Raw genomic sequence first — 24,154 nt, forward strand, 5'->3', positions numbered from 1 at the left:
TCGTCAATGACACGTAAAACAGGCATAACACACCAAACCAGTGCCACCGGTGGCAATATAGCACCAACAAAAATACTTGATCAACATTTTATTTACATTTTGTTAAAACTTTTTGAGGCTCAAGAGTATTTTACGGAATTGCTTAGAGGCACTGTGTGTCAGTACCTCTGGGAGGAGGGAGGAAGACAGCCAGTTAGTTTTGAGTAGTAAACTCCTGTTGATAGGCTGCCCAGCCACCGGGTGCCAGAACAGTGAGTTCTGAATCAATCAACCCGGTACCAAAACCAGGTTGGCCGGTGCGAATTTCACTAAGCAAGCGGGTATCCACCGAGTCGCTGAAGCGGCCAGCAGCGTTTTTATTAGCGCCCACATCACCATCAATGATCAGGCGTTGATAAGTATCACCGGCTGTCAGGGTGTCTGAGGGAGCTATATCAAACGGGTGGTCTGCAAGGGTTGACTGAAATACCGCTGCGACCTCAGACCTACTGGATTTCTTTTGATTTTTTACCGTAAGCCCCTGTTTATTATCAGCGCTCATTGCTTCGTAACCAGCCATGACATTACCGCTGATAAAAGCCCGAGTGGGCGGTAAGCCGGGCTTGGACCAGAGTTCAAAAAAACGGATGTCGTCGCTCGCCGGGCCAGGCTTATAGTAGTTATTTACCAGATTAAAACGGGTGCCTTCTGCACCGTAGCCGCTGTTGTCTCCCCAATTGAAAAACACGTTATTACGAATATCCGTTAGTGCTTCTTGCTGAGGGTACTCAGGCTTTAGCCGGTAGCCGTTGATACGCGGATTGCGACTATCGTGATGTGCCACCACATTGCGTAAAAAGCTGGCTTTAGCGCCGCCCCAGATCCCGCCATAACCATGACTGCCTTTATGATGACCGGCATTTCTGAGGCTCTCGGCGATAATCGAATGCTGCAACGTAAAGTGCTGATTATTATAGAAAGAGGCAACTTCATCGTTAGCCCAGCTCAACGAGCAGTGATCAATGATTATGTGATGCTGGTTGCGTGCGGTAAGGGCATCGCCCTCGCCCTGCAAATGTCCGGGCCTGAAACGCAGGTAACGCAGGATCACCTGGTTAGCTTTAATGGAGGTCTGCGCGCCGGTAATCACGATTCCGCCGGGGGACGTTTGTCCCAGTACCGTCAGATAACCCTGCTGGATTTCCAGCTCCGCTTTGAGGTGAATAACACCGGATACGGCAAACTCAACAATACGCGGCCCTTTCTGCTTGAACGCATGGCGTAAAGTTCCTGGTTGGGGTGAATCCGGATCATCTGCCAGCGAGGTCACAATATAGCGCTCTCCCCCCTTACCGCCCTTGGTGAACTGACCAAATCCCAGTGCGCCATCGAAAGCGACGTCGGTTTGCGCCCGGCAGACGTCAATCTGGCTTAGCAGAATCATGATAGAGAGTATCCCGATAACGACTTTCATCCTGCTTTCTCCTGCCCATTTTCGCGTAAAAATCCACTGTCACAGGACGCGCCTGCATTTTTCAGTACGTTAACCACCTTTATGCCACCGGTAGCATTTTCAAAAATACACCACCCCATAAAAATTAACAAGTAGTTAACCATCATGTCATATCGACACTTACTGACATTTCTCAGTTTTATTCTGGTTCACCAGCTTAACACTTATATCAATGCGCACAGTTAACCGTGATGGACAGTTAACCGTGATGGACAGTCACTCGCTAGACTCACGACCAGTAGGATTTTTTCTTAATATCAGCACAATGAACACACGACTTTTCTAACTCTAGTGAAACATTGTGCCCAGACCCCGTAAAAGCCTAATCAACCTCTCAGATACACCTTATTATCACTGTGTTTCCCGCTGTGTTCGTCGGGCGTATCTATGTGGAAAAGATAATCAAACAGGCAAAAGTTATGAGCATCGCCGGCAGTGGGTAGAAGACAGGTTACTGTTTTTAGCAGAGGTGTTTTGTGTTGACGTGTGCGCCTATGCAGTAATGAGCAACCACACCCATGTGGTCTTACGCATCAATAAACAAAAAGCTTACTCGCTAGGCGTTAAAGATGTCATCAGACGGTGGCACCGGCTCTACAAAGGCATGTTGTTGTCGCAACGTTACATTGACCCTGTTGAGTCTACCCCGTTATCTGAAGCGGAAATTGAAACCGTACGTAGCCTGGCTGAAATTTACCGTAAGCGACTTTACGATATCAGTTGGTTTATGCGGCTGCTAAATGAATACATAGCCCGTAGGGCCAATAAAGAAGATGAATGTACCGGTCATTTCTGGGAAGGGCGGTTTAAATCACAGGCACTCTTAGATGAAGCTTCTCTAGCCGCCTGCATGGCGTATGTTGACTTAAATCCCGTACGCGCGTGTTTGGCTAATACCCCAGAAGAATCGAACCACACAAGTATTCAAAAACGCATCAACGCGGCCAAATGGAATAAGCAACCGAAACCATTATTTCCCTTTACAGGCAACACGCAGAACAGAATGCCTGATGGCTTGCCTTTTCAACTGCAAGACTACATTGAACTTGTTGAATTGTCTGGGCGCCATTTAAAGCCCAACAAGAAAGGCAAAATCGAAGATTCAGCCTCACCCATTCTCACCCGGGTTGGACTCGCGAACAATGATTGGGACGAGATGGTAACCGGCATTGAGACTATCTTTAAATCATCGGTAAGCTTTGAAAAATATATCCGGCAAAGCCGGAAACATGCCGGCTATGGCTAAGGCTTGCCTTTTCTACGAGGCTAAATCTTATTTTCTAAATAATTAAATTTCATTTCAGACCGTTAAACTTTGAACGAGGAATCATTGCGTTCACTTCGCAGGCCTAAAAGCGCTTTACAGACCTCCCGCTTCAATTCCACACGCTGACTTATGAAAAGATCCCAAAATAGAGAGTAACGGTCAGATTCTTGATGCTGGATAAATTTGCTGATCGCAGCTAACAATGTGTCTGTCCAACTCGGCTATGTGATGTGCCTGTCCTAGCTCTGGCTAGCTATGTGATGTGCCTGTCCTAGCTCTGGCTACTCGATACCAACGATTCTCGCATCCACAATCATGACCGCGTTAGGCCCTATTGCACCACTGTTGCCGCGCTTTCCCCACGCCAGCTCAGGGGGAATGACAAACTCATAGCGAGCGCCGACATTCATTAGCTGAAAGCCTTCCTGCAAACCTTCAATGGCTTCGCTGACCGCATACTCTTCAGGCAGTCCTTTTTTGTAGGTATCATCAATAACACTGCCATCGCCAAGCTTGATCCGTTGATGCACCTTAACCCGGTCCTGCATCGTTGGCTGGGCACCATCAGCGTCTTCAATAATGCGATACAGCAGACCCGAAGGAAGCACGGTGACATCCTGTCGCTGTTGAAATTTAGTCAGCACCTCCTCGGTGAGGTTTTTATTGCTGCCACGGGAGCCTTTGGATTGTTTTCTTTTTGCCATAATACAACCTGAAAAGCCGGTCTGGATGACCGGCTTTGTTATTATCTAACCAGCTCGCTTACTCGGCGAGTAAACGAATACCGTAAACGCCGCCGGCCATTGAACCCGGTGCCGCTTCAAAGCGGACCACCAATGACTCTGCCGCTTTCATCGCTTCGGTTAACGGATAGTCGACATGATAGAAGTCACTTTCCGGCTTTCCAACCGGCAGTGCCACCTGAGCCAGCGTTTCACCATTAATCAGAATTCGGAACTGACGGTCGGTATCGTCTTTTGAATAACTGATTTGTAATGTTTCAGCCCGAAGTTCTGGATTAGCCAAGCGATACTGGAAGTAGCCGCTGGCATGACGCCAGTGCCGCCCCTTATAAACACCTGATTCTGAGTTTTCACTCTTAAATTCATGCTCAACTTCCGGCTGCTGTTCCCCCGGGGTGATCTGGTCTACCGTTTTGGCCTGCAGCTCTGCAGCCAGAGTCGCCCTGGACTTCGCTTCGGCAACGAAGTCATTAAAACCAGATTCATTCATCTGCGGCCAGTATACCTGATAACGGGAATCGTGCAGACGGAAAAACGGGATCAGAGTTGTTGGCGCCGCAGCATCAACGGGATCGGCAATACCCACGTGTTCGGTAGCTCTAAACGCCAGGTTCTTGCCGTCTTCACGCTGCAAGGCTGACAGGAATGCCTGTGGTTCGCCAAGCATCATGGGCAACGCCTCAGGTGGGCATACCGGGCCAGCAGCTACGTGACCCATCCGGCTGTCATCCGACACAAAATTGAGCTGTTCATCGGCAAAAGCGTTTACCGGAGTCGCCATCACTACCGGGCCATACATCACAGAATAGTAATCCTGACCGTCTGGTAACTGTTCGACATGCAGCTCCGGATTTACCGAAAACGAGACTTTATCACCCGCCTGCCATTCACGGGTTATCTGGTGATAACCGTTACTTAGCGGCGCATCTACCGGTTCTCCGTTAACAGCGACTGTCAGGTTGTTAGTGGCCCATTCCGGTTGACGAATATTGAGGGCAAAGGTTGACGCCTGGTCACCAGGATTGACTTCAATCGTCACGCTGTCCGCATCCGGGAACCGGGTATGCTGTTGAATAATAACGCCTTTATCCTGCCAGTTTAAAGTAGCCGGCATAAACAGGTTAACCCATACTGCTTCGTCTTTGTGAGTAAACACTAACTCACCGTACTTACTATGGTTCTCAATACCTGATCCCACACAACACCACATTGAATCATGCACCGATGAGTACATCCGATAATGACCCGGACGCATGGAAGTAAAGTACACCAGGCCGCCGTGCTCCGGGTGCTGGCTGGACAAAATATGGTTGTAGGTAGCGCGCTCGTAAAACTCAAGATAGCGCTGCTCTCCGGTTCTCAGAAACAGCATTTTACTGAGTTTCATCATGTTATAGGTATTGCAGGTTTCAGGCCCCTGAGCATCCTCTACCATGGCGGTGAAATTGTCGTCATCATGAAAGTGCTCGCGCACGCTGTTGCCACCAATACTGACACTGCGATGCTGACTCACCGTATTCCAGAAAAACTTCGCGGCATCGGCCCAGACCTGATCGTCATCCAGCTCTGCTACTCGTAAGGCACCAATAATTTTGGGAATTTGCGTATTAGCATGTAAACCGGTGAGTTTGTCCTGGGACTCAGTCAGCGGTTGCAAAATGGTTTGATGGGTAAACTTGCGCGCCAGGGTCAGGTATCGCTCATCACCGCTGATGGCCGCCATGTCAGCAAAGACTTCATTCAAACCGCCATGTTCCGAAACCAGCATTTGCTGAATTTGCTCATCGGTTAATCCGTCGGTGATGTCCAGCATCCACTCACCCAGGGCCAATAGCATGGTTTTGGCCTGTTCCTGATGAGCAATCTCGTAAGCATCCCTCAAACCATGGAATATTTTGTCTATATTGTACAACGGAACCCAGCGGTCGTTCAGACTGAAAGAGCCAGCTTTGATTGTACCTGCTTTGATTTCAGCCCACATTGCGGCACTGTTCGGAATACCACCCAAATAGCCGTTGCCCGCATCCTGAGCTCGCTTTAGCTCATCCAGCATATATTCCAGGCGTCCTAATAACGCCTGATCGCCGGTAGCAGCATAGGCCAGACTGAGCGCCGACACGTAATGCCCGCCTATGTGACCGTCAAGCCCGGAATTCTCCCAGTTTCCGTAAGAGTCAGTTTTAGGCTCCAGGCCGCCTTCACGCAGGTAAGGCGCAAGCAACCGGTCTGGCTCCATGGCCAGCAGGTAATTTACGTTTGTGTGCATGGCATGGGCAAACGGGCCATCGGTTATTCTCACCTGCTGTAAATCAAACAGGCTGGCATCGGCTGCGGATAGGTAGGTTGGCTCTGCCACACTTGTGACATTAGTGGAATCGGAAGTTTGCTGATTAGCAGGTTGGCTGCAGCCATTGAGGCTTGCCAGTGCGGCACTGACGCAAAGCGCCAGACCCCAGTGTTTAACTGTATTTATCTTCATAGCGCTTCGCCATTTTTGTATCGTTTAATCCCTTTCCGCCTGACTGAAGACGCTGCAGTCGCCGGGGGCTGATTAAGCACCAGCCAGACCCGGCGTCGCTTCTGTAAGCGTTTGGGTAATCGTTGCATGTCTTGCGATGTTCGTTATTTCACACCAGATGCCATATCGGCATTGTGCTGATTGTGACTGTCCAGTTGCACATCGCCGCTGGCTAATGCCGCTTTGCGGTTCGCCTGGACTACAGCCGACAGTGATTTGTATTCGTCATCGGTGATCTTGTAGCGGTTCATTAACCAGCCCACCAGATAATGAAACACACCTGGGATAATGGTCAGCATGAGCACGATCCCCATTAACGTAAACTCACTCTGCTGGGCTGAGGCTTCGTACTCGAAGTAAGCCAGTAACCAGCCCACCAGCGCACCGGCAACACCCATACCCGCTTTCTGGCAAAATGAAATACCCCCAAATGCCAGGCCAGCCACTCGTTTACCGGTTTTGCTTTCGCCGTAATCGACCACTTCGGCTATGGCCGACCAGAAGATAGGCGCGTGTAAATCAACCACAAAACTGATTAAGAAAAACAGGATGAAAGCCAGCGCCACATCATTGGGGCCAACCACGAAATACATCAGCAGGCTCAGTACGCCAACAGCCATCTGGCTGAAACGGAAGAGCTTCACTTTACAATAACGTTTGGTGATCCAGGTTGAGGCAACCATGGCCAGAATAGCCGCGCCCACGCCGGTAGACAGGAACATAGACTGTAAGCCGGCGTCACCACCAAGATAATATTTGGCGTAGTATAGTGCTACCGAACCACGCACTACGTACCCGGTAGTCCCTAACACGCAAACACCGCACAAAATTAACCACTGATCGTTCTTCAATAATAACGACAGCTGTTCTCTGAAAGGTTTCTCTTCTACTTCATGTTCCAGACGTTCGGTTGTGGCAAAGAAGCAAAACAGGAACATGACAACGGCCAGGCCAGCCATTAAGCCCATGGCGGTCTGATAGCCAGCCGCCAGGTTACCTTCCCAGTAATCAGCGCCAGCCATCCAGGGCACAATAATAGTCACCAGAAACGCAGCAACCTTGGCGAAGAACAGGCGATAGCCGTTTGCCGATAGCTTTTCTTTAGGGTCCGAGGTCATTACGCCAATCAGGGAAATATAGGGGATCGTTACTGCGGTGAACATCAGGGTAACGAAAATATAGGTTGAATAAGCCCACACCAGCTTGGCGTTATAATCCACATCGGGCGTACTGAAAGTCAGGAATACCGAGATACCAAAGGGCACCGACAGAAACAGAAAGTACGGGCGATAACGCCCCCACCGGCTGGTGTAACGGTCGGTCACCATCCCCATCAGCGGATCACTTACCGCATCCAGAATACGTACCAGCAGAAACATCAATGCCATATCTGAGGGTTTTAAGCCAAACACGTCAGTGTAGAAAAATGTGATGATCAACATCATCGAGGAAATTACGACGTTTACCGCCATATCACCGGCGCCGAAGCCTATCTTCTCTAACCGGGTTAATTTTTGTGAAACCATACCACCACGCTTCCGACTTGCAGCCTTACCGTTTCAGGCTGTTTGAAATAGATAAAGGGCCGTTAATTTAGCCCTCGATTTGCGGCATTTGCAAACCAAATGTTAATAGCAAATATACTATCATCATACAATTTAAACAAGCCGTATTATGACATTCGCTTTACGGAAATTATTCCTCTCTAAAGTTGTTAACATTCAGCGTGTATACACTGTTAACAAAAAAAGCCCGATATCATATCGGGCTTTTGTTAACGGGTTTTGCCGGACTACATTCTATACCGCATGCCCACGGCAAAGGTACGACTAATTAAGTTGCTATCCAGATTATTGGTATCAGGATACTGGTAGTATGTCTGATAAATTTCATCCGTCAGGTTAGTCGCATCAAAGGTCACCATCAGATTTTCGCTAACATCATAGCTCATCTGGAAGTTCAGGCTTTGCTCCGGACGGCGATATACAGCGCGCGGGTTAGCAAAAGTCGCTGAACCATAGTGGTTGATGAAGTCTTCACGCCATACATAGGATAAGCGCATATCAAAATCATCTTTCTCGTAGATAGCCACTACGCTGTAGGAGTTATCTGATACACCAAACATGCTGCGTTCCAGCACGCTTGATAAGAAGATTTCGCCCTGATCGTTTACGTCATACTCACGCACGATTTGGTTTGAATCCAATAACGTGTAACTGGCCTGAACACCTAAACCATCAAGCATATCAGGCAGCCCTTCAGGGAAGTAAACCGCACCAAATTCCCAACCTTCAAGAGTACCGTCTGAAGTGTTACCCGGCTGGGTCAGAATGTAATCTGTAGGCTGCTCGTCGTTCGGGCCCTGCATGGTTACGCGACGACGCTGATCAAACACAAAACCTTCGATATCACGCTTAAACCAGGCTGCATAAACTGAGCTCTGCGGCGCAAAATACCATTCCAGTGACAGGTCGAAGTTAGTTGACTCAACCGGGCCTAAGTCCGGGTTACCCTGACCGGCTGATTTTAAATCCAGACCAGTAAGGTTAGAACCATAGTTAATGGTTGGGTTAAGCGATGCAAAGCCCGGGCGACGAACTGTTTCTGTGTAAGCAAAACGGGCCAGTAAATCGTCCATCAGGTGATAACGTACTACCAGGCTTGGCAGCACTGAGGTACTGGAACCTTCACCACTGGTTCCGGCAAACAGCATGTCACGCTCGGCACTTTCTACCCGCACACCAATCTGACCATCAACGGTTTTACCGCCTAACTGCGTAGAGAAGTCGGCCTCAACATAAGCTTCCTGAGAGATCTCCTCGATATCAAAGTTAAGCTCAGGCGTCTGGTCGGTAACGTCTTCATAGCCATGCAGAGCACGAATGTCCTGACGGTTATTAGCAATATAGCGCGCGTCGATGGATGCCCATGAGTCTGGGAAGTTAGCGTTACCATCAAAGAAATCTTTGTTGATAAAGGTTAAGCCTTCAGGCAGTTCCGACAGGATAGTTGCGATATTGCCACCGGTACCGGCGTAATCGTAGTCCTGTGCGGTACGGCGGTCATAACGAAGACCGTAGCCAATTTTCTCGATGATGCCCCACGAAACATACTGTTCTGCATCAATTTTAAAGGTTAGCGCATCCCCTTCACCCAGATAGTTGTTATCGTACAGCTGGTCAGTACGCCAGATATCACGGCTGGTAATCGCTGATTCATCAATGGCCGTTTCCGGATTATCTACAATCTCAAGTGACGGAATACCACCACCTGCATTAAAGTCGAAATCTAAACGTCCCTGCAGTGATACCGGCACACCACGCATGGCGAAGAACATGTTGGAGTATTCACTGGTTTGGTAAATAAGTTCTGATTTTACCCGCAGATCGTCGGTGAAATCCCAGGTACCACCCAGTGCATATAAATAACCGTCGGTTTCACCATGGAAGTAGTCACCACTGGTAAAGCTGTTAGCCGTAGTGGTTGAGTCACGTGAAGAACCAGCCTTAACAATGTTGGTGCCTTCATAGATATGCAATGGCGTAGTGGGGTCCAGCAAACGCGCATGCTCTACGTTTTTGAAAATCATGGCTGTCTGGTTGTCGGTTCTGAAGCCGTTATAGAATGCTTCGAACAGGTATTCAGACCAGTCATTCGGTGCCCATTGGAACGATACGCTTACCGCCGGACGCTCACGATCACCGTAGCTGTCGATACCAAAGATAGCATCCCTGGACAGGTAATACTCTGCGTCTACACCATTTATATCTAAGGTCGAGCCGGCTGCAAATGGCAGACCTTCTTCCAGACCTGCTGTCCAGAACTCGCCAGGCACACGCGATAACATATCGTATGGCTCAGGTGCGTTTTTAGTGAAGTAAGGTAACATGGCTCCCGCCGTAACCCGCTGGTCGCGGAAGCGGGTGCGGGCGTAAGCCACGTTAATCAATGCGCCGAACTCACCGATGTCGGTATTCCAACGATTACTGGCCAGAAAGCTGATATTAGGGTCGAGATCGCCAACCTGTTCCTGTTCGATGCCACGAGCAGCAAACACAATCTGACTACCTTCAAAATTAAACGGACGCTGTGTGGTTACGTCAATTTGTCCGGCCAGACCGCTGCCGAGCTGCGACGCCGAACGGGTTTTATACACACTGGCACTTTCCAACAGCGCAGCTGGAATATCAGCCAATGCGATAGAGCGGCCCGTAGAAGTAAAGATGTTGCGTCCGTTTACCGTTGTTGTTACGTCACTTAAACCACGAATAGTTACTGTGTTAACTTCACCGGAGGTTCTGTCGGTAACCTGAACACCTGTCACCCGTTGCAGTGCTTCCACTACGTTATTATCAGGAAATTTACCAATGTCCTCAGCAACAATCGCGTCTACGATTTGCAGATTCTGGCGCTTGATGTTGATGGCTTTATTTAAACTAGCGCGGATACCAGAGACTTCTATTACTTCTACATCTTCTGGTGCTTCTTCCTGTGCATTATCAGCTTCTTGTGCATAGAGCAGTGTGCTGCCCAGCGCAAATATGACTGCTGTTGCTAGTTGCTTTCTTTTAAACATACGGTAAACCTCCATTACTGGGAGCCGAGCAAGCTCCTGACAGTAACCTTTGTATAAGTTGTGTTAACTGCAAAGTAAAAAAATATAAATTTTCGTAACAGAACGATTAGATTACGCTAGATATTATTGTATGATTTAATCGGTGTCAACAAAGCCTGTTAAATCTATTAACATTTCTTAACAAACCGGATTGGCGCCGCTGGTTAATTAACAGTCAAGCCTACATACTATAAAAAATTAACGTTATTTATCAGCAAATTATAATTAATTAGATTAATTTACGAAATTTGACTATTAACAACAGATTTACATCGTATATACTGTTTGATATTTTAAATTAGTCATACAATATTACTTTGATGAGGTTTAACCATGAGATGGAACAAAGTGTTGTTAGCCGTGAGTATTTCCGCCGTACTCGGTGGATGTGGAGACGGAACACAACAAAAAGTTGAAGGTGTTGTTGAGGCCCCTCAAAACGAACCGCCTGTCAGTGTTACAGACCCGACCTTTCCAACCGGTGTTACTTTTAGTGAAGTAGGCGTTCACGATCCTTCTGTTATTCGTCTGGATGACGGCACTTTCTATATCTTCGGTTCTCATATGGCTTATGCCAGCTCTACCGATTTAGTTAACTGGACTCAGTTAAATCCCGGTGCCGCCAATAACGAAGATGCAGCAGCTAATACCCCACTATTTAATACCTATCCATCTGAAGTGTCTGAAGGCATTGACTGGGTAGGCGGCAATATTGGTTCCTGGGCTTCGGATGTTATCCAGCTGGGCGACGGCCGTTATTACTTCTATTACAACCACTGTGCGCTGCCGGATACCGGTAACTGTGTATCCCGTTCATACCTGGGGGTTGCAGTATCAGACAATATCGACGGTCCTTATGAAGACCTGGGTCTGATCCTGACTACCGGGCACGTGGGCGCAGAAAACCCAGGCATCAATGGCGAAGCTTACGACGGTAATGTGCATCCGAATGCCATCGACCCGGACGTATTTTTCGACAAAGAAGGCCGCTTATGGATGGTTTACGGCTCGTATTCCGGTGGTATCTGGATTATGGAGATGGATCCACAAACCGGTATGGCACTACCAGACCAGGGCTACGGCACCAAACTCATGGGTGGCTTCTACAGCGCTATTGAAGGGCCATACATGATTTATAGCCCTGAAAGCGATTACTACTATCTGTTTACCTCGTTTGGCGGTTATGAAAACGCCGACGGTTACAACATGCGTATTGCCCGTTCACGTAACCCTAACGGTCCTTTCACCGACAGCAAGGGTCAGGACATGATTGGCGCATCTGGCGGCTGGTCGTCTATCGAGCAGTATGGTAATAAAGTGATGGGTGGCTTCCTGTATGATGTGAATCCTGGTGAAGCAGGCACTGACCACGGTTACATGGCACCAGGCCATAACTCTGCCTACTACGATGAAGAAACCGGCAAGTACTTTGTTATTTTCCATACCCGCTTCCCTGGCCAGGGCCAAATCCACAACGTACGCGTTCATGAAATGTTCGTAAACGAAGATGGCTGGCTGGTTGTTGCACCACATCGTTATGTACCGGTTGAAGGCGATAATATTGCCGATGAGACCGATCTGTTTGGTACCTTCAAACTGATTAACCACGGTACCGACATCGATCGTGAAGCCAAGGTGTCTACTTATATTACGCTGGAAGATTACAATATTGTCAGCGGCGACGTGACCGGTAAATGGTACTACGAAGCTGATAACACTGTACGCCTGTATCTCGACGGCCGTGGCACCTTCAAAGGGGTATCTTCTTGGCAGTACAACGACAACATGGGCGAGTTTGTGCCAACCTTTACTGCGGTAAATGAAGAAGGCGTTGCTATCTGGGGCAGTAAGCTGATGGAGAACGACGATGCTACCGCGCTGACCAATGCGCTGGCTGCCATCTCGTTCCCGGAAGAAACCACCGTAGACGTTACGCTGCCAGCGATTGGTGCTAAAGGCGCCGATATCACCTGGACCAGCAGCCACCCGGATTACATCGAAGTGAAAGGTGAGCCGGAACTGCCGAATGCCAGCTACACTGGTGTGGTAACCCGTCCTAACGTTGGGTCTGGTGATACCGAAGTCACCTTAACTGCAACCGCTACTCTCAATGGTACGTCGCAAACTCAGACCTACACCATTGTTATCCCGGCTCAGGTGCCGTTTAACCGGATTGCCCACTACTCTTTCGACGGCAGCTTTGCTGACGAACTGGGTAATTACACGGTCGCAACTGAAACCGGCATGCGTCCGGATACCGAAGGTACCGTTAACTTTGTTGAAGGTCAGACAGGTCAGGCAGCCATGTTCGATGGCACCAACGGTCTGCGTCTGCCAGACAGCTTTATTAACTCATACAACTACACAGTGTCGATGTGGCTGAATGCACAGACACTCAACACCTTTACTCCGGCATTCTTTGGTAATGTTGGTGATAACGGCTGGATGAGTTTGGTACCACAAAGCTGGGACAGCAACATCATGTTGTGGAGTAACTCGGTACTGAAAGGCAGCAACCCTTGGTTTGACGGTATCTCTGGCGTGCCTATGCAACTGGATACCTGGACCCACGTAGCTTTCTCTGTAAATAACGGCTTTGTGCGTATTTACGTTGATGGCGAACTGGCCGGTGAAGCCAATGGCCTGCCGGATATGTTTACCGATTACGAGGGCGTATTTACCCTGGCAGTAAACCCGTGGGATGTGCCTTTCAACGGTATGATTGACGAAGTGAAGCTGTATGACACGGCATTAACGGCTGGTGAAATCAAAAACCTTGATGTAACACCACTGTCTACTGCGGAGCTGCTGGCTTCGGCCGCTGACCTGCTCGACTTAGGTGACACCACCGCAGTCATCGCTGATCTGCCAATGCGCCCCACAGGTCCATACGCGTCAGCCATAAGCTGGACATCCTCTAACCCGGATGTAATCAGCACTAAAGGTGAAGTAACCCGTCCTGCCAATGGTGAAGACGACGCTCTGGTGGTACTAACAGCCACTATCACCCTGGAAGGCGAAAGTCTTACCAAGACCTTCGAAGTTAACGTGCGTGCTCTGGGTCTGCCTGATCCGGTAGTCCATTACAGCTTCGATAACGATGATCTGTCTGATGCAACCGGTCAGCAAAGTTCAGGTACACCAACCGGTGCCACTATCGATCAGGCAGGTGGTGAAGCAGCCTTTACCGACGGCGTTGTAGGTCGGGCACTGGATATGGATGGCAACTACGGCGTGCAGCTGGCTGATGATCTGATTAAAGATAACTCCTACGCTATCTCGGTATGGTTTAACGCTGCGGCGCTGGCCAACTATACACCAGTAGTGTTTGGTTATGAGTCAGGTGACAGCTGGATCAGCATGATCCCTGGTGGTCACCATGCTTCAGACAATGCCATGGTATGGTCTGGTACAGCCTGGTATGACGCCTTTACCGACCAAACGCTGGAAACCGGCAACTGGTACCACATGGTGATGGTAAATAACCAGGGTGCAATGACCATCTACATCAATGGCGTAGAAAGCTTCGCTGGTCAGAACTTCCCGGATGTATTTACCCCGGCTCCGGTTACCTCTTTTGCGATTGGTGCCAACTTCTGGGATGCCGCCTTCAACGGTCAAATCGATGAGCTGTACATCTTTGATGATGCGCTGACTGCAACTGATGTTACGCAAATCTATAACTCGCAACGTCCTGAGTAAGGACTGCACTTAAGCTACTCACCGCTACCTGTTTTCAGGTAGCGGTTTTTTCGTTTCTTCGACACTCGTAATCAATAAGGATCATCATGGGAAAACGACTTCTATGCACCGCCTTCGCCTGTTTATTTGCTTCTGCGGCCAGTGCTGATAACCCGATTATTACCGACGTTTTTACTGCCGACCCGGCAGCTATGGTTTATAACGACACCGTGTACCTTTACACCGGCCATGACGAAGCGCCTAATAACGATAAATTTTTTGAAATGCATGACTGGCTGGCCTTCAGCTCAACCGACATGGTGAATTGGAAAGCCCACGGGCCAATCATGAAAGGCGTTGATTTTGAGTGGGCAGTACCCGGCTTTGCCTGGGCGTCCCATATGGTGGAAAAAGACGGCACATTTTATTTTTACACCACCGTTCGTCACGATGAAACCAAACCTGGTTTCGCTATTGGTGTGGCCACTTCAGACTCCCCGACCGGACCGTTTAAGGACGCTATCGGCAAAGCCCTCATCACCGATGATATGACAACCCATACGCCAAATGACTGGGACGATATCGACCCGGCAATCTTTATTGAAGAAAACGGCGATGCCTACATGTTTTTTGGCAACCTGATGCCAAAATACGTAAAACTCAAAGACAACATGCTGGAACTTGATGGCGAGATAAAAACCATCGATGTGCCAAATTATACCGAAGCCTCATGGGTGCATAAAAAGGGCGATAATTATTACTTCAGCTATGCCTGTGAATTCCCGGAGAAGATCTGCTATGCCATGAGTAAAAGCATTCATGGCCCATGGGAATACAAGGGCATCCTTAACGAAGTTGCCGGTAACTCAGAGACCAATCACCAGTCCATCATTGAGTACAAAGGCAAGAGCTATTTCATTTATCACACCGGCGCACTGCCGCCTAAAGACGGCAAGGCGAGTGGCGGTCGTTTCCGTCGTTCGGTGGCCGTTGAACCTTTATATTACAACCAAGACGGCACCCTAAAACGGGTCATTATGACCACTGAAGGCGTGCAGAAATAACAAGGAGTAATGATGAAGTTAAAATTAGTTGCTTGTGCACTGTTCGGGGTTGGCCTGTCATTTGGATGTGTTTCCAAACAACATGATGTGAGTATCTCTGCCGACCTCAGTAAAGAAGGTGCCACCATTAACAAGGATATCTACGGTCAGTTTGCCGAGCATCTTGGACGGGGTATTTATGAAGGTATCTGGGTCGGTCATGACTCAGATATTCCCAATACCAAAGGCTTCCGCAATGACGTTCTTAATGCCCTGCGCGATATTCAGGTTCCCCTGGTGCGCTGGCCGGGCGGTTGTTTTGCCGACGAATATCACTGGCGTGATGGTATCGGCGATCCGGCTGAACGGCCGGTGAAGGTAAATACCCACTGGGGCGGTGTAGAGGAAGACAATGCCGTAGGCACCCATGAGTTTTTCGACTTTGTTGAACTGCTTGGGGCGGATGCTTACATAAATGGTAACCTGGGCAGCGGCACCGTGCGTGAAATGGCTGAGTGGGTTGAATACATGACCTCAGACAAAAACTCCACGCTGGCCAATCAACGCCGTGCCAATGGCCGTGAAGAGCCCTGGGATATTGCATATTTTGGTATTGGTAACGAAAGCTGGGGATGCGGCGGTCATATGTCGCCGGAGTACTACGTTGACCTGTACAACCAGTTTGCCACTTTTATCAAAACCCCACCGGGTAAAAAGCCAAAGCTGGTTGCCAGTGGCGGTCATACCGAAGATACCCAGTGGACTGATGTGCTAAGCGCCAGTATTGAGCGCAATATGGATGGTATCAGCTACCACTTCTACACGCTGCCTAACAGTGATTGGTCGAATAAGGGCCACGCCACCGAGTTTACCGAAACCGACTGGTTTAAAACCATGGAGCGTACCTATCGCATGGATAAGTACCTCAAAAATAATATCGCTAAACTCGATGCCAACGATCCTGAAGGCAAACTGGGCTTTTATGTGGATGAATGGGGTACCTGGTACGATCCGGAACCAGGCCGTGAGCCGGGCTTTCTGTATCAGCAAAACACCCTGCGTGATGCGGTCTTAACCGCGGTGAACTTTAACCTGTTCCACCACTATGCCGAACGTGTGCACATGACCAATATCGCGCAGATGGTTAACGTGCTGCAGGCCATGATCCTCACGGATGGTGGCGACATGCTGCTGACGCCAACTTATCATGTGTATGGCATGTATAAGGTTTTTCAGGATGCAACGTCCATCCCATTCACCATTAACGGTGGTGAATATAAACAGGGTGACCAGTCATTACCTGCAGTTACTGCCTCTATTGCTAAGGGTCAGGATGGCAAGGTATATATTGCTCTGGTTAATTTAGATCCGGCCAATGAAGCTGAGGTGGCACTGGATTTTGACAACGGTGATTATTCCTCACTGATTGGTCAGATCCTTACTGCAGATGCCATTACTGCTAAAAATACCTTTGACGCCAAGGAAGTTGTAAAACCTGCGTCATTCAGCAGTGATCTCGACGAACTGGTATTGCCAGCCAAGTCAATTGTCGTTGCAGAGTTGAAATAAGTAGCTTCGATACGGATAAAAAGCGCGGTCAGTTACTGGCCGCGCTTTTTTATTCACTCAGGCCCAGTTCACTGGCACTTAAGTGGTCGGTCAGATGGGGCTTCCCCTTCACATAAAAGTGGCGGAAAACGTTAAAGTAATGCGCCAGCGTTTGAGCTGCACTCGCCTCCCCGGCCAGTTTTAATACTTCCACGCCAACTTCGGCGGTACATAACTGATGAGCATGAGCCGCCTCACGTAATTTATACTCTGAATTGACCTGCGGCTTTATCCCCAACACTGGCAGGTGTTTAAGGTACTCACTTTTACGAAACATTTTGCGCGCCTCTCGCCAGGTCCCATCAAGCATAATAAACAAGGGCACTTTACCGTTATCCGCAACGGCGTGTGCGCGTCGCTCCGGCTCAGCATATTCGTGGGGAAAGATGATAAACGGCTGATAGACCGGGTTGTTAAGCAGCGCTAAAAACTCAGGGGATGGTTCGGTGCGATGCCAGGTAAAGGCGTGATTCACCTTTGCCACATCGGCAATCAGTCGCCCGGTGTTCGTTGGTTTATAACATTCGCCTTTGTACATCAGGAACACAAATGCACTGTTCGCCTGCGGCTCTGGCACATACTCACAAATACAATTGACGGTGGGTAGCAAACAGTCGTCACAGCGTACGACCTTACCACCGCGGGCCAGAAACGGGCGGGTTGAATGAACCAGCTCTCGCTGGCGCAGGGCTAAAACAGAATTATGCAAAGCATTGCCGGAATAAAACGAACAGGACTACATTGTATATGAGCCCTGCACGACACTACCAGCAATGCTTGGTGAGTATTTTAGCAGCGGCTGCCAGCAGTACGCATGGTTAACAAATTAGGCCAGCGGGTAGCGGGTTTCCAGATTGTCGATATCCACCACATTACCGTTGCGGTTTACCTGCCGGTAAAGACCCAGCTCAGCCGGTGGTACAAAACCCGCGGCCTGTTCAATATCGTTGAGGCGTGCCCCCTGAGCCACCAGGAATGTCAGATAAGTGTGCCTTAACGCTGCTACTGAAAACTGATCCGGGTATGGCAGCCCGGCGTCGTGTGCCACGTTTATGATCATCTGATCCAGCTGGCTGGCATCCAGACGGCTGCTCAATACGGTAGCTTCAGGGTCGCTTTCCGACTCGCACAATAGACCTACGCATTCATTGGTTAGGTCAAGAGTCCGGGCAAAATCACCATGGATTTTAAGCGCACCTTTTTCTACCAGCACGTCCTGATAACGTACTTCCGGTAATTCTTCCGGCGCTACCCCGCTGAGTAGCAGCGCGATAACCAGTTTGCCGTCACGATTAGCGGCTTTGTATAGCCCCAGACAGTCTTTTTCACTCAGTAACCGGGCATTACTCGCCGGCGCCTCATGACCAAGTTGCATTGGCGCCTGCTGGTGTCCTAACTGAGAGACCTTTTGTTTTTCAAGCGCCTGATGGGCTGCCATTTGCTGTTCCAGGGTCAGTCCCTGATTAGGCACCACGTTATAGCTGGTAAAGGTCGGCGCAGGAGCTTGCTGGCGATGAATCGAACTGAACAGCTGCAATGCCAGCAAACCAAGAATAATTGCTACCACCAGCGCGATGGAAGAATCCCGCCAGTAATGTGGCGCTATGGGGAAGTCCGGTTCAAAGGGCTGCTCCAGAATATTGATGGTAGGCTGCATAGGTTTTTGCACCTCTGCCTGTACCAGTTGATCCCGCAGCGTCTGCGATTGTAATTGTAACTGCTCCAGAGCGCCGTCGAGACGGGCATATTCTTCTAGCTTTTGATTGAAGGCCTGGGCGTCAAGCGACAGTTGTTTAAGTTCGTTTTCCAACTGCTGTTGCTTTTGCTGGGAAGAGGTTACCGTTCGTTTGAGCTCTTCCAGGTAGCGCTGCTGACTTTCGGCTACCGTCTTGTCATAGTTACCCCTGAGTTCCTCCAGCTTGCGCTTTTTGCCAACGATTTCCGGGTCCATGTTCATGTAAGTGGGGGTAAAATTTTCGGCCAGTTCGGCCAGCTCAGATTCTACTTCGGCAATCACGGCATAGAGACTATCCATGCGTGCTTTATCATTAGGGTGAAAGACCATTTCGCCGTTGGCAATACTCTGGCGTACGGTAGCCAGCTCCGCCTCGGCTTCAGCCTGCATAGATTCGGCCTCATCCAGGGCCGCACCTTTGCTTTTAATTTTCGCCAGCACACGGTTTTCATCACGCTCCAGCGAAACAATATTATTTTCTTCACCAAAGGCCTGCACGACTGCCCGTTGTGCATTAATCTTTTCTTCCAGCGCGAGGAGTTTTTCCTGTTCGACACTGATGGTTTCTTCGGTGTTAGCGATGGTTTCCGCCGACAGTTGTTCAAGATACAGGCTTAGCCACTGCTCCAGAACCGGTTTTAACAGGGTTTTATCTTCTCCGTTGGCATACAGGCTGATTATACGGCTGCTGGTATTGGCTTCGGTGCTCAGCATACCAGCCAGTTGCTCGGGGGTAAGAGACAGGGAATCGTAGGCCAGTAAGCGGGCACTCAAATCATTAAACACACGATTACTGGTAAGGCGCTGGTTGTTGAGGGTGATTTGCTCAACCGGCACGGTGCTTTGCTCGGTGTTATGCTGCTGAGCATAGCTAAAATGGACGATGGCCTGACTCTGGTAAATCTCTGCCCGCGACCAAACCCACGCCAGCGCGGCAGCAAATACCACCAGAAAGGTTAAGCTTAACACTAACCACTTTTGCTTTTGCAGCTTTTTGGCTTCTTCCTCTGAACGCATACCTGCGCTACCTGTGACAAATTGTGATGGCGTCACTTCGACTTTGCCAGTAAATGCCATGTGTTATTTCCATATTCCAACGCGCGCCCCGGTTTTTGCAGACCGGCGCTAATTACTTACCTGGCGGTTAGATTATCAGCTAATGTATGGCTGTGCGACCACTATTGGGTGTTATCCATGTTCCCTGATAGGTTTTCACCCGCAGTGTTAATCCGCCTAAATAGTTACAAACCGGCAACAAAGGCTTTGTAGGCATCAACAGCAATAGGACTTCGCATAAGCTTGTCATGACCAACGCCCTCTACTACTACCAGGTTTTTATTGTCTGATGGGGAAACCCGGTACAGTATCTGACTATATTTAGGGGGGGTGGTAAGGTCTTTTTCGCCAACTAAAATCAACAAGGGGCCCTCGTAGCTACCCACCTGATAGGCGTTATCCACCGCCGCCAGTTTGGGAGATAGTTTGATCCGCGTAAACCAGCCAGACCAGCCCGGTGAATTGTCATTGATAAGCTGAGAGAGGTTAACAATGGGTTTTTCTAACACCAGCGCATCCGGGCTGCGCTGCAATGCAATATTGGCAGCCACGGCGCTCCCCAGCTCAATGCCGTGAACAATAAAAGGTTTATCGTTACGCAGTTTATCAGCCGCAAAGTCATATATTGCCAGCGCATCAGCCATCATGGCTTCGGGGTCAAGTTTAGCTGGTTTATCACTGATCCCCGCGCCGGGGTAATCAAACCAAATCACGTTGGCCGGAATGGCGCCAAATCGGTGCACAATATTGGCTGACTCATTGATGGTCATGCCGTTGCCACCAAACAACAGAATGTTAGCTTTTGCGCCGTGATAAAGCGCCTGAATACCGCGCAGAGTATGCCCCTGCTCACTGGTCAGGCTTACTGCTTTAAGGGCAACCGACATATCATCCTTAAAGGCCTGCTCCTGGAAGCGGGTAAGATTGAGTTTTTCGGTTTTGGTGGACTGATAAATAAGATTGCCCGGTGTGACGTTGATCACACAGCCGGTGATAACCACTGCGATGACGGTAATGATGGAGGCTTTGATAAAACGGCGCATGCCTTTCCCTGGATAACTCTTAACTGCTTTAAGCGTACCAGTAAAACCGTAAAAAATCATGCAGGGTCATGCATTTGCTTCGTGGTTTGAGGAGTTGCAAAGAAAGAAGGGAGAGCACCGCCCTACTCGGTACTCCCCCTTTGAACAACAAGGTACTTAAAAAGTAATGACTTACTGTGGTTCGCGCAGATGGAAAATCTGACAGCGTGTGGCTAAGTCCGGCTGTTGCGCAATATTGGTTCCTTCAGCCAGACCACAGTCGGTTAAGCCCAGTGGCAAACGCGTATAGCGGTTAAACAGCATCATGCCACCGCCGTCTTTCGGCGTTAAACGCCACTGCGCCGTTTTCTCTTCGCAGTTCACCATACTGATGTTGGCACCCGGCACAACCTGGTTGGCATCCACACCCACACATAACTCACTATCAGCGTCTTGCTTCAGCGACAGATAGCCCGTATCGGTTGGCACAAATAACCAGCTTTGCTCTGCCTGGTAATCAAAGGCCTGCTGTTCGATATTATCGCCATTCACGGCAAGCGCCTTACCACTTTGCTGGCTCATCAGGGCCACTTCACCCATGGGGCGCAGCTGCCATTGATTACAGGCACTGTCGGTATTGTGCTGCAGCACAGCCTGATTGGCCGATGCAGAGCACCCGGCAACTGCCAGAGGTTTACCCGAATAACGGTTACTCAGCGTAACATTGCCATCGATACCGGCTTCCACTTTCCATTGCTGGCAGTAGTTGTTACGCCAGGCCGCCGATTGCACACGGGCATTGTCGCTCGTAGCGCAATTGGCCACCTCCAGGAATTTACTGTCTTCGCGGTTAGCCAGACGAATGAAACCGTCGGTGGTCGAGTCCAGCACCCACTGGCCGTTAGTCCCGGCGCACTGACGCTGCACTGCGCGGTTGTCTTCCGGGTCGGCAGAGATATCCAGACACAGCTCACTGGTTGCATTCACCAACTGATAACGCTGACCCTGTACACGGGTTACCAATGGGCCGTTCTCACCCGATGGCGGCGCGACTTCTACGCCCGGCGTTAAAGGCTCACCAAATTCAGGCTCACCGGTCTCAGACCAGGTAAATTTCTGGGCGCGCAATGAACGGGTAGCGCTACAGCCATGCTCAACAGAGTCATTGCCGTGATACACCAGCCAGTCTTCACTGCCATCCGGTGAGGTGAAGAAACCGTTATGACCAGGACCAAACACCGTTTCGGTGCGGCTGAAAACAGGTTCCGGCGATTTGGTCCAGTGGTCAGGATTCATCGGGTCGTTACCGGTTAACTCCAGTAAGCCGAGCTTATAATCCGGTGTATTACAAAAACTGGCTGAGTAGGTCATAAAAGTGCGGCCGTTGTGCTGCAGAATTTCAGCCCCTTCGGTAACCTTACGGCCACTGATTTCCCAGTCCAGCTCTGGTGTGGTCAGCACCATATGTTCCTGGTCTTTCAGCGTCCACGGGTTTTCCATTTCAGCAATAATGTTCAGCTGTGTATCACCACGCCACTGTGAATAGATCACGTAGAGCTTGCCGTCGTGTTCCAGATAGTTCCCATCGATATTCCATACCTCGGGCATTAAAGCGCCTTTGTACTGATACGGTCCCATAGGATCATCACCTACACTTTCCAGCACGTTGAGGTGCTGATAATCCAGCGTGCCGTCCTGTCCGGCGGTGTACATCATGTACCAGCGATAGCCGTTTGGCCCTTTTAAGCGGTGGAATTCGAACGCCCAGAAGTTACAGCAACGCTCAGGGTCAGTAGACGACCACACATTTACCGGCGTCGCATCAGCTAAACCTGCCAGCGTTGGCGATTTACGCATGACTAATTGCGATGTCCAGGTGGTCGTGGTCAGGTAATAGTTACCATCCCAGTATTCCAACCAGGGATCGGCGCCATTAGGAAACAAGGGGTTAGTGAAAATGCCCGATGCTTCAGTCGCGACATTCACCTTGGTTTCAGTGACCTCTTCGTTGTCTGTGCTGTTACAACCGGCAAGGGAAGACATTACCAACAGACCAATACCAAGTCGTTTAAGCGACTTTGAAATCATGATTGCTCTCTCTATCTGGGTTACCACACCCGCCAGCCGGCGGGTGTTACTATTAATGACTTAACGCTGACTTACTTTGTGTCAAAGGCGTAAACGATACGCGTTGAGTAAACTTCGCCCGGCAATAAAGTGGTGCTTGGGAAGTCAGCCTGATTCGGCGAGTCGGGATAATGTTGCGGCTCTAAGCACAAGGCACCACGGAAAATATGCTGCTGACCAAAGCCTTCGGTAGCCCCTTCCAGGAAGTTACCAGAATAAAACTGTACTGCCGGCTCTTCGGTGAGTACCCGCAGAACCCTACCAGTGGTAGGCTCGTAAACGGTAGCCGCTTCGATTAGCTCATTGTCTACCTGTTCTTTTAACACGTAGTTATGGTCGTAGCCTTTACCCAGCGCCAGTTGCTCGTTGTCTGCTTCAATATCGCGGCCAATGGCTTTAGGTGAGGTAAAGTCGAATGGTGTTCCGGCCACCGGAGCCAGCTCGCCTGTGGGGATCAGACCACCGTCTACCGGCGTGATATAGTTACCATTGATTTGTAATTCGTGATCTAAGATGGTGCCTTTGCCAGCCAGATTGAAATACGAGTGCTGAGTGAGATTCACTACGGTTGGTTTATCAGTGGTAGCGATAAACTGCATATCCAGCGTATTGTTGTTGGTCAGCGTGTAAGTGACTTCGGTAGTCAGTTCACCCGGGTAGCCCTGATCGCCGTCCGGGCTTACCAGCGTCAGCGTAACACCAGCACTGTTAGCGGTTGCAAACGGGTCCATTTTCCAGACTTTCTTATCAAAACCCTGCACACCACCGTGCAGATGGTTATCGCCATCATTGGTAGCAAGCTGATACTCGGTACCGTTTAAGGTAAACTTACCGTCTTTAATACGGTTACCATAGCGGCCGATCAGCGCGCCAAAATAAGGGTTACCGTTTTCATATTCTTCGATGGTTTCCATACCGTACACAATATTGCCTAACTCACCGTTGGCATCAGGGGTAACGATACGGGTAATAATGCCGCCGAAGCTGATCACTTCAACTTCCACATTATTGCTGTTCTTAAGAATGACTTTTTCAACCGGGGTCGCGTCGCTCAGCGAACCAAACGCGCTAACGGTAGCACTGGGAGTGGTAGTCATAGATTGTCCTTGCTTGTCGGCCATAACCTGGTTGGCACAGCCAAATGTCAGTGTTAGTACTCCGGCCAGCAGCCATTTGGCCTGTTTACCGGAGCGGGAGAAAAACGCAGGGCGAACCCCGGAGAAAGATAACGACGGCATATTTTACAT

General features: G+C 49.6%; 14 protein-coding genes. 4 read left to right on the plus strand and 10 right to left on the minus strand.

Features of this window, described 5'->3' with window-relative positions:
- Positions 1-193 precede the first annotated feature (193 nt).
- Entirely contained in the window at positions 194-1,453 is a 1,260-nt protein-coding gene (locus D9T21_RS21355) for a pectate lyase family protein (RefSeq protein WP_123327190.1), read from the minus strand.
- 340 nt (positions 1,454-1,793) lie between these two features.
- Between D9T21_RS21355 and D9T21_RS21360 the strand changes: the two genes are divergently transcribed.
- Positions 1,794-2,738, plus strand: a complete 945-nt coding sequence (locus D9T21_RS21360) for a transposase (protein WP_123327191.1) — start codon at positions 1,794-1,796, stop codon at positions 2,736-2,738.
- Positions 2,739-3,040: 302 nt separating this feature from the next.
- Here the strand turns inward: D9T21_RS21360 and D9T21_RS21365 are convergent, their stop codons facing one another.
- The 4 genes from D9T21_RS21365 to D9T21_RS21380 form a co-directional block, all read right to left on the minus strand.
- Positions 3,041-3,463, minus strand: a complete 423-nt coding sequence (locus D9T21_RS21365) for an FKBP-type peptidyl-prolyl cis-trans isomerase (RefSeq protein WP_123327192.1) — start codon at positions 3,461-3,463, stop codon at positions 3,041-3,043.
- Between the two features lie 58 nt (positions 3,464-3,521).
- Entirely contained in the window at positions 3,522-5,981 is a 2,460-nt protein-coding gene (locus D9T21_RS21370; protein ID WP_123327193.1) for a glycoside hydrolase family 127 protein, read from the minus strand.
- A 143-nt stretch (positions 5,982-6,124) separates the two neighbouring features.
- Positions 6,125-7,546, minus strand: coding sequence for an MFS transporter (locus D9T21_RS21375; protein ID WP_123327194.1), 1,422 nt, complete (start codon positions 7,544-7,546; stop codon positions 6,125-6,127).
- Positions 7,547-7,812: 266 nt separating this feature from the next.
- Positions 7,813-10,596, minus strand: a complete 2,784-nt coding sequence (locus D9T21_RS21380; RefSeq protein ID WP_123327218.1) for a TonB-dependent receptor — start codon at positions 10,594-10,596, stop codon at positions 7,813-7,815.
- 372 nt (positions 10,597-10,968) lie between these two features.
- Between D9T21_RS21380 and D9T21_RS21385 the strand changes: the two genes are divergently transcribed.
- From D9T21_RS21385 to D9T21_RS21395, 3 genes are all read left to right on the plus strand, one after another.
- Positions 10,969-14,337, plus strand: coding sequence for a LamG-like jellyroll fold domain-containing protein (locus D9T21_RS21385; RefSeq protein ID WP_123327195.1), 3,369 nt, complete (start codon positions 10,969-10,971; stop codon positions 14,335-14,337).
- 86 nt (positions 14,338-14,423) lie between these two features.
- Positions 14,424-15,380 carry a glycoside hydrolase family 43 protein gene (locus tag D9T21_RS21390; RefSeq protein ID WP_123327196.1) on the plus strand — a complete coding sequence of 319 codons (957 nt, stop codon included), beginning with the start codon at positions 14,424-14,426 and terminating at the stop codon, positions 15,378-15,380.
- A 12-nt stretch (positions 15,381-15,392) separates the two neighbouring features.
- Positions 15,393-16,928 (plus strand): alpha-N-arabinofuranosidase, encoded by a 1,536-nt coding sequence (locus tag D9T21_RS21395; RefSeq protein WP_123327197.1) that lies wholly within the window; start codon positions 15,393-15,395, stop codon positions 16,926-16,928.
- 49 nt (positions 16,929-16,977) lie between these two features.
- On the opposite strand, the gene D9T21_RS21400 is transcribed toward D9T21_RS21395, so the two are convergent.
- The 5 genes from D9T21_RS21400 to D9T21_RS21420 all read right to left on the minus strand — a co-directional run bounded on the left by D9T21_RS21400 (position 16,978) and on the right by D9T21_RS21420 (position 24,145).
- Entirely contained in the window at positions 16,978-17,676 is a 699-nt protein-coding gene (locus tag D9T21_RS21400) for a tRNA-uridine aminocarboxypropyltransferase (protein WP_123327198.1), read from the minus strand.
- 117 nt (positions 17,677-17,793) lie between these two features.
- Complete coding sequence (locus tag D9T21_RS21405) at positions 17,794-19,779, minus strand: hypothetical protein (RefSeq protein WP_123327199.1); 1,986 nt, start codon at positions 19,777-19,779, stop codon at positions 17,794-17,796.
- Between the two features lie 164 nt (positions 19,780-19,943).
- Positions 19,944-20,801 carry an alpha/beta hydrolase gene (locus D9T21_RS21410; protein ID WP_164464803.1) on the minus strand — a complete coding sequence of 286 codons (858 nt, stop codon included), beginning with the start codon at positions 20,799-20,801 and terminating at the stop codon, positions 19,944-19,946.
- A 171-nt stretch (positions 20,802-20,972) separates the two neighbouring features.
- Entirely contained in the window at positions 20,973-22,868 is a 1,896-nt protein-coding gene (locus tag D9T21_RS21415; RefSeq protein ID WP_123327201.1) for a family 43 glycosylhydrolase, read from the minus strand.
- A gap of 71 nt (positions 22,869-22,939) precedes the next feature.
- Positions 22,940-24,145: an aldose epimerase family protein gene (locus D9T21_RS21420; RefSeq protein ID WP_123327202.1), complete on the minus strand. Its 1,206-nt coding sequence runs from the start codon at positions 24,143-24,145 to the stop codon at positions 22,940-22,942.
- Positions 24,146-24,154 lie beyond the last annotated feature (9 nt).

The organism is Marisediminitalea oceani, assembly GCF_003731635.1.
Classification (GTDB): Bacteria; Pseudomonadota; Gammaproteobacteria; order Enterobacterales; family Alteromonadaceae; genus Alteromonas; species Alteromonas oceani.